Origin of the sequence: Pseudooceanicola nanhaiensis, from assembly GCF_020171315.1 — a bacterium.
Classification (GTDB): Bacteria; Pseudomonadota; Alphaproteobacteria; order Rhodobacterales; family Rhodobacteraceae; genus Pseudooceanicola; species Pseudooceanicola nanhaiensis_A.
In genome coordinates this window covers 72578-79718 of the sequence record NZ_JAIUZP010000014.1, presented here as the reverse complement: position 1 = coordinate 79718, position 7141 = coordinate 72578, and the positions used below count along the sequence as shown (strand labels likewise).

General features: G+C 66.4%; 7 protein-coding genes. All 7 read right to left on the bottom strand.

Features of this window, described 5'->3' with window-relative positions; all coding sequences use genetic code 11:
- Positions 1-312 precede the first annotated feature (312 nt).
- Positions 313-1653, bottom strand: coding sequence for a TRAP transporter large permease (locus LCM32_RS20105; RefSeq protein ID WP_224822880.1), 1341 nt, complete (start codon positions 1651-1653; stop codon positions 313-315).
- 15 nt (positions 1654-1668) lie between these two features.
- A complete protein-coding gene (locus LCM32_RS20100) occupies positions 1669-2160 on the bottom strand; it encodes a TRAP transporter small permease subunit (protein ID WP_224822879.1) in 492 nt (163 codons plus the stop codon).
- Between the two features lie 69 nt (positions 2161-2229).
- Positions 2230-3285, bottom strand: coding sequence for a C4-dicarboxylate TRAP transporter substrate-binding protein (locus tag LCM32_RS20095; protein WP_224822878.1), 1056 nt, complete (start codon positions 3283-3285; stop codon positions 2230-2232).
- Between the two features lie 140 nt (positions 3286-3425).
- Positions 3426-4427: an NAD(P)H-dependent flavin oxidoreductase gene (locus LCM32_RS20090; RefSeq protein ID WP_224822877.1), complete on the bottom strand. Its 1002-nt coding sequence runs from the start codon at positions 4425-4427 to the stop codon at positions 3426-3428.
- The gene (locus LCM32_RS20085) at positions 4424-5623 is read right to left on the bottom strand and encodes a CaiB/BaiF CoA transferase family protein (RefSeq protein WP_224822876.1); all 1200 of its coding nucleotides are present in this window, start codon (positions 5621-5623) and stop codon (positions 4424-4426) included. Before LCM32_RS20085 ends, LCM32_RS20090 begins: the two co-directional genes overlap by 4 nt.
- 62 nt (positions 5624-5685) lie before the next feature.
- Entirely contained in the window at positions 5686-6135 is a 450-nt protein-coding gene (locus LCM32_RS20080; RefSeq protein ID WP_224822875.1) for a MarR family winged helix-turn-helix transcriptional regulator, read from the bottom strand.
- A 102-nt stretch (positions 6136-6237) separates the two neighbouring features.
- Entirely contained in the window at positions 6238-7140 is a 903-nt protein-coding gene (locus LCM32_RS20075; protein WP_224822874.1) for an SDR family NAD(P)-dependent oxidoreductase, read from the bottom strand.
- Position 7141: the final 1 nt, after the last annotated feature.

The following is a 7141-nucleotide window of genomic DNA, read 5'->3' as shown; positions in this document are numbered from 1 at the left end:
GGCGCGCCCGCCCAGATGCCTCTCGAATTCCGTTCCGCCATCCCCGCAGTGGCTCTCGCCCCCGCGCCGTCCAGCGCCCCGTCAGCGCCTCAGCGCCGCCGGTGAAGGGGCTTTTACGGTTACACGCCGGGGGCTGCAAGCACTTTTTTCAAAAAAGTTCCCGGACGGGCAAATTTTCTCGCCCCTGCCCATGAAGACTGCAAAACCCGGCCCCGCCGGGAGGCGGAGCCGGGCCATTTTCGGGCTGACAGGCGCGTACAGCGGCAGATTGAAGGCTTCCGTGCCCGTTTCGCCCCCATTTCGTGGGCCGCGCTACATCGACATGGGGATCAGCAGCGAGATCGCGGGTACGGCGATCAGCAGCACGAGCACCACCAGGTCGCTGACCAGGAAGCGCATGATCCCGGTGAAGATCGTCCCGATATCCACCTTGCGCTCTTCCAGCACCCCGGCAAGGACGAAGACGTTCAGGCCGACGGGCGGGGTGATCAGGCCGATCTCCAGCAGTTTCACGATCACCACGCCGAACCAGATCAGGTTCATGCCGTAGCTTTCCACCATGGGGATCATCAGCGGCAGGGTCAGGACCATGATCCCGACCGGATCGAGGAACATCCCCAGAAGGATGTAGATCAGGCAGACGAGGATCAGGAAGGTCGTCGGGCTGATCTCGTTCTGGTCGAGGATTCCCACCAGCGACCCGGAGAGGCCGGTGAGCGCGATCAGCGCCACGAAGATCTTGGCGCAGGCGGCGATAAAGAAGATCGCTCCCGTGGTGACCATGGTCTCGCGCAGCAGGGGGATCACGTCCATCAGGCGGATCTTGCCGCGCGCCATGCCAAGCAGCGTCGCGAAGAGCAGCGAGAGGGCGGCCGCCTCGGTCGCGGTGAAGATGCCGCCGTAGATGCCGCCGATCACCATGATGAAGAGCAGCACCGCCGGCCACGTGCCGATGGCGGCCTTCAGCTTCTGGTCGCGGGTAAAGGCCTCGGTCGCCGCCGGGGCGATCTCGGGGCGGCGCTTGACCCAGACCACCACGACGAGCGCATAGCCGATCAGCGAGAGGATGCCCGGCAGGAAGCCTGCAAGGAAGAGTTTGCTGATCGAGGTCTCGGTGAAGATGCCGTAGATGATGAAGAGCACGGAGGGCGGGATCAGCGATCCCAGCGTGCCCCCCGCCGCGACCGAGGCGGTGGCAAGGCGCGGGTCGTAATTCAGCCGCAGCATCTCGGGGGTGCAGATGCGGCCCATGGTCGAGGCGCAGGCGATGGACGAGCCCGAGATCGCCGAGAAGCCGCCGCAGCCCGCGATCGAGGCGATGGCCACGCCGCCCGGCAGCTTGGCCAGCCAGACCCGGGCGGCCTCGTAGATCTCGGTCGTGATCCCGGCCTTGTAGGCGATATGGCCAAGCGCGATGAAGAGCGGGATCATCGACAGGTCATAGCTGTGCACCAGGTCGAAGCTGGACGAGAAGGCCAGCGAGAGGGTGGTCCAGAAGGCGCGCTCCGGCATGAAGGTGCCGGTCCGGAAGGCGAAGACCACGAAGATTGCACCCACCGCGACGCTGCCGATGGCAAAGGCGATGGGGACGCGGATTGCCAGCAGCAGCAGGACAAGCGCGCAGGCGACGTAGCCGACAGTAGCCAGATCCATGTCAGTCCTTTCCGCTCACAGCTTTTCCGGGGCCGGACGGCCGGTGAGGGCCGCCTTCAGATCGACCCACAGGATGTGGAGCAGGCGAATTTCAAAGAAGAGGATGGCGAGCAGGAAGAGCGCCCGGCCCGGCCATTTCGGAAGGTGATAGGAGCCGCCGAAATGCGCCCCCGAGGTGAAGGTCTTCCAGAACTCGAACCAGCCGGCGATCAGCAGCACCGTGGCGATCAGCAGCCCCAGCAGGGCGGCCAGCACGGCGATCCAGCGATTCAGCCCGTCCGGGAACATGGCCGCGATGAACTCGATCGCGATATGGGCGCGGGCGGCGGTTGCGGCGCTCAGCGGAAAGAGGATGGCGGGCACCATCAGCTCCTGCACGAAGACGATGATGTCGGGGATGCCCGAGGCAAAGACCTCGCGGGCGACGATATTGGCACTGATCAGAAGACAGAGCAGCAGGATGGCGATGGCGGCCATCGAATCGAGCAGGTACTCGATACGTTTCATGACGGTTTTCCCGGTGATGGAACGGCAGGCGGGGGCCGGGCCGACAGCACGGCCCCCGGCGAAGTCGCGTCAGCGATCCCAGGGCAGGCCCTCGGCCTCCATGACGGCGGTCCATTTGTCCATCAGGGTATAGAGCTCGGCCAGCAGGGCCTCGCCGTCGCCGCCATGGGCGGCCACGTCCTGCTTCCACTTCTCGATCAGCGGCCCGGCGGTGGCATGCAGCACGGGATATTCCTCGGCCGGGAACTCGACGAACTCCACCGCGTTCTCGCCCTCGGCGAGGGCGGCCATCGCCTTGTCGTCGGCCTCCTGCAGGTATTCACCGTAATAGTCGGTCATATCCGCGCCGGTGCTCAAGATCGCCTCCTGCTCTTCCGGCGACAGGCTGTCGAAGGTGAACTTGTTGATGAAGGTGGCGAGGCTGGTCACCGTGCTCAGCTTCAGGTCCACCATCGTGTCGACCTGCTCGTTCAGGTTGGTGGCCACGGCGAAATAGGCATAGGTCACCGAACAGTCGATCAGCCCGGTCTCCATCCCCTGGAAGACGTCGTAGATCGGCATCTTCACCATGTTCCCGCCGAGGGCGGCAAAGATCTCGCCCGAGGCGCCGGTATGGGCGACCTTGGTGCCCTTGATGTCGGCCACGGTACGGATGCCTTCGCCACGGCAGGCCAGGATACCCGGCGAGAGCGAGAAGGAATTCACATAGACGAGGTTCATCTCCTCCATGCGGCCCTTCACGTACTCGTTCGTGGTGAAGAGTTCGTACATCGCCTTCATCATCACCCAGGGGTGCGCGGGCTTGAGCAGCAGGCCGCCCATCTGCAGTTCGGGGAATTCCGATTCCGCATAGGCGCCGATGATCACGCCCATGTCCGCCACACCGGCCGACAGCGAGTCGAGCGCGGCGTTGGCCTTGAAGAGCGCGCCGCCCCAGTTCTGGTCCACAGTGACGGAGCCGTTGGTGCGCTCCTTGATCTGCTCCGCGAGGTATTCCAGCGCATGGGCCCGCGCGCCGCGGTTCGGCCCCGGCTCGTTCGCGATCAGTACCGTGTTGGCCTGCGCCTGCAAGGCGGCAACGGACAGGATGCCGGCCGCGGTTGCGGCCTTCAGAAAGTGTTTCATGATTTCCTCCCTAAGCGAACGTCCCGGTCTCCCGCCGGTCCGTCCTCCACATTTTTGATAGCATGGTAATAGTTATCAAGCAATCTAATTTACCACCCCGCATCCCCGGATCCTCCTTCCGGGTGCCGCGCGCGGGGGGCTCAGGCGCTCTGCCGCAGGGGCAGCGCACGCCGGGCCAGCTGGCCCACCAGCCGGTCCTGTGCGGCAAGGAACTCCCGCTCCATCCGCGCGACGAGGTCGGCCACGGGCACCACGTCGCGCACAGCGCCGATCCCCTGACCCGAGCCCCAGATTTCCTTCCAGCTCTTCGGCTTCTCGCGGTTCTCACCGAAGTTCATCGCCGAGGGGTCCGACCGCTCCAACGCATCGGGGTCCATGCCCGCCGCGGCGATGGAGGGCTTCAGGTAATTGCCCCAGACCCCGGTGAAGAGGTTGGAATAGACGATGTCCTCGGCCCCGGCCTCGGTGATCATCTGCTTGTAGTCGGGCACCGCGTTGGCCTCCTCGGTCGCGATGAAGGCCGATCCGGCATAGCCGCCGTCCGCCCCCATGGCGAGCGCCGCCAGCAGGCTGTCGCCCCGCGCGATGGCGCCCGACAGGAACAGCGGCCCGTCGAACCAGTCGCGGATCTCCTGGATCAGGGCCAGCGGCGATTGCGCACCGGCATGCCCCCCTGCCCCGGCGGCGACGGCAATCAGACCGTCGGCGCCCTTCTCGATGGCCTTGCGGGCAAAGCGGTTGTTGATGACATCATGCAGGACGACGCCGCCGCAGGAATGGGCGGCCTCGTTCACCTCGACCCGCGCGCCAAGAGAGGTGATCCAGAGCGGCACCTCGTGGCGGGCGCAGATCTCGAGGTCCTGTTCCAGCCGCGTGTTCGACCGGTGGACGATCTGGTTCACCGCATAGGGCGCGGCGGGCGTGTCGGGATGGGCCTGATTGTGGCGGTCCAGCTCTTCCTTGATCCGGGTCAGCCAGCCGTCGAGGCTCTGGCCGTCCTTCTCGCGCGCGTTCAGCGCGGGGAAGGAGCCGACGATCCCCGCCTTGCACTGCGCAATGACAAGCTCGGGCGTCGAGACGATGAAGAGCGGGCTGCCGATCAGCGGCAGGCGCAGGTTTTGCAGGATGGCAGGCAGGGTCATGTCGGGTCCTCCTCGGGGTGGGCCGGGGCGCAGGCAACCACCCCCGACCGGATCAGCTCCGCCACCTCCTCCGTGGCGAAACCGGCATCTTCCAGCACCGCGCGGCTGTCCTGCCCCGCACGGGGCGGGCGGCCGGGCAGCGGTGTCGCGGCATGGGCAAAGCGCGGCGCGGGCATCGGCTGATCGCCGCCCCCGGGGGCAAAGGCCCCGCGCGCGATATTGTGGGGATAGTCCGCGGCCTCGGCCGGGCTGAGGACCGGGGCGAAACAGGCGTCCGTCCCCTCCAGCAGCGCGCACCAGTGATCCCGATCGGCCGAGAGGAAGACCTCGGTCAGCGTCGCACGGATCGCGGGCCATGTGCTGCGGTCGGCGCGGTCCCCGATGGTCGCGGGATCGAGGTTCAGCAGCTCCAGCAGCTTGGCCCAGAACTGCGGCTCCAGCGCGCCGATGCTGATCCAGCGCCCGTCCGAACACTCGTAGACGCCGTACCACGGCACCCCGCCGTCCAGTGCATTGGCCTGCCGGGCATCCTGCCACTTGCCCATGGCGCGCATCGAATGGATCATCGCCATCAGCGCATGGGTGCCGTCGCAGATCGCCGCGTCGATCACGTCGCCCTGCCCGGTGCGGGCGGCCTTGAGGAAGCCCGCGACCATGCCATAGGCAAGGAACATGCCGCCGCCGCCGAAATCCCCCAGCAGGTTCATCGGGAAGGCAGGCGCCCTGTCCGCCGGGCCCGAGGCCCAGAGAGCTCCGGTGATCGCGATGTAATTCAGGTCATGCCCCGCGGAATGGGACACCGGGCCCGCCTGCCCCCAGCCCGTCATCCGCCCGTAGACGAGACGCGGGTTGCGGGCGAGCGCCACCTCCGGCCCCAGCCCCAGGCGCTCCATCACGCCGGGACGATAGCCTTCGATCAGCCCGTCGGCGCCCTCGATCAGACGCAGGGCGATCTCCTTCGCCTCCGGCGACTTGAGGTTCAGCGCCAGCGAGCGCCGCCCCCGGGCGAGGTAGTCGAGCGTCGGGTCGGCCGCGCCAACGGTGGGGCTGATCCCGCCGCCGGGGCGGTCGATGCGGATCACCTCGGCCCCCATGTCCGCCAGCATCATGCCCGCGAAGGGACCGGGCCCCAGCCCGGCGAATTCCAGAATGCGCAGCCCTTCCAAAGGGGGCGCGGCAGTGGGTGTCTGCGTCACGGCGGTGGTCCTTTCGGATGTCGTGGCACGGGGCGGGCCGAAGCCCCCCGCGACGGCCGACCTCATCGCTGTGCGAGCGCGTCCTTCAGGTTGCCCTTCATGCGCTGCAACACGCGCAGGGTGGTTTCCAGATCCTTCTCCGGAATCCCCGCGTTGGCGATTTCATCGACCTCGTAGATGATCTTGGTCATCGCCCGGACCACATCCTTCGCCGCCTCGCTCGCATAGACCCGGTTGGACCGGCGGTCCTCCGGGTCCGATCTCCGCTCGACATAGCCGCGGGCCTCAAGCCGATCGATCAGCTTGGAGGTGGTCACCGTGGCAATATCCATGCGGTCGGCCAGATCCGATTGCCGCAGACCGTTCTCGCGGACGAGGTGCACCAACACCCAGCCCTGCGACATCGTCATGTCATGCGGCTTCAGCATTGCGTCGAACAGGATCGCCCTGAACCGCGCAATGTCCTGATAGATCGGATTGTTATCTTCGCTGAGCGAAGACTTCTTGGCCATGTCCGGATCCTCGAGCACTCCCCCGATATGGGGTAGAGAGGTGTCTACCCCAGCGGCATCCGCCGGGGCAAGCGTGGGCTTGGATGCGATCGGGCGGGCCACTCAGACCGGGTCCCAGCTGAAGATGTCGCCCGAGCGGTCCAGCGGGTAGAAATCCGCCTTCATCGCCGGCAGCGCATGATCGCGCACCGTTTCCGGGCTCCAGCCCTCCGAGCGGTGGATCGACCGGATCGGACGCGGTTGGCTCATCAGGAAGATCTCGTTGTTGCGGATGCAGAAGATCTGGCCGCTGGTCTCGCAGGTGGGATCGGCAAGCGCCACGCAGAGCGGGGCAATCTTGGCGGGCGTCATCTCCTTGATGCGCTCGACCCGGGCCTTCTCGGCCTCCGTGTTCGCGGGGATCGTGCCGATCAGCCGCGACCATGCGAAGGGCGCGATGCAGTTGGAGCGCACGTTGAACCGCGCCATGTCGAGGGCCAGCGACTTCGACAGGCCGACGATGCCCATCTTGGCCGCCGAATAGTTCGCCTGCCCGAAGTTGCCGATCAGCCCCGAGGTGGAGGTGAAGTTCAGGAAACAGCCCGAGGCCTGCATCTTGAACTGCGCCGCCACCGCCTGCGCCATGTTGAACGAGCCCTTGAGATGCACGGCGATCACCGAATCCCAGGCCTCTTCCGTCATCTTGTGGAAGATCATGTCGCGCAGGATGCCGGCGTTGTTCACCACGATGTCGATGCCGTCGAAGGTGTCCATGGCCTGTTCGTACATGGCCTTGGCATCCTCGGCCCTGGCCACGTTGCCGAAGTTGGCCACCGCCTTGCCGCCCGCGGCGACGATCTCGTCCACCACCTGCTGTGCGGGGGTTTGATCGGCGCCCTCCCCGGCACCGGACCCGCCAAGGTCGTTCACCACCACGGCGGCCCCGCGCGAGGCCATCATGAGTGCGATGTCGCGCCCGATGCCCCGGCCCGCGCCGGTCACGATTGCGGTTTTCCCTTCGAGCATT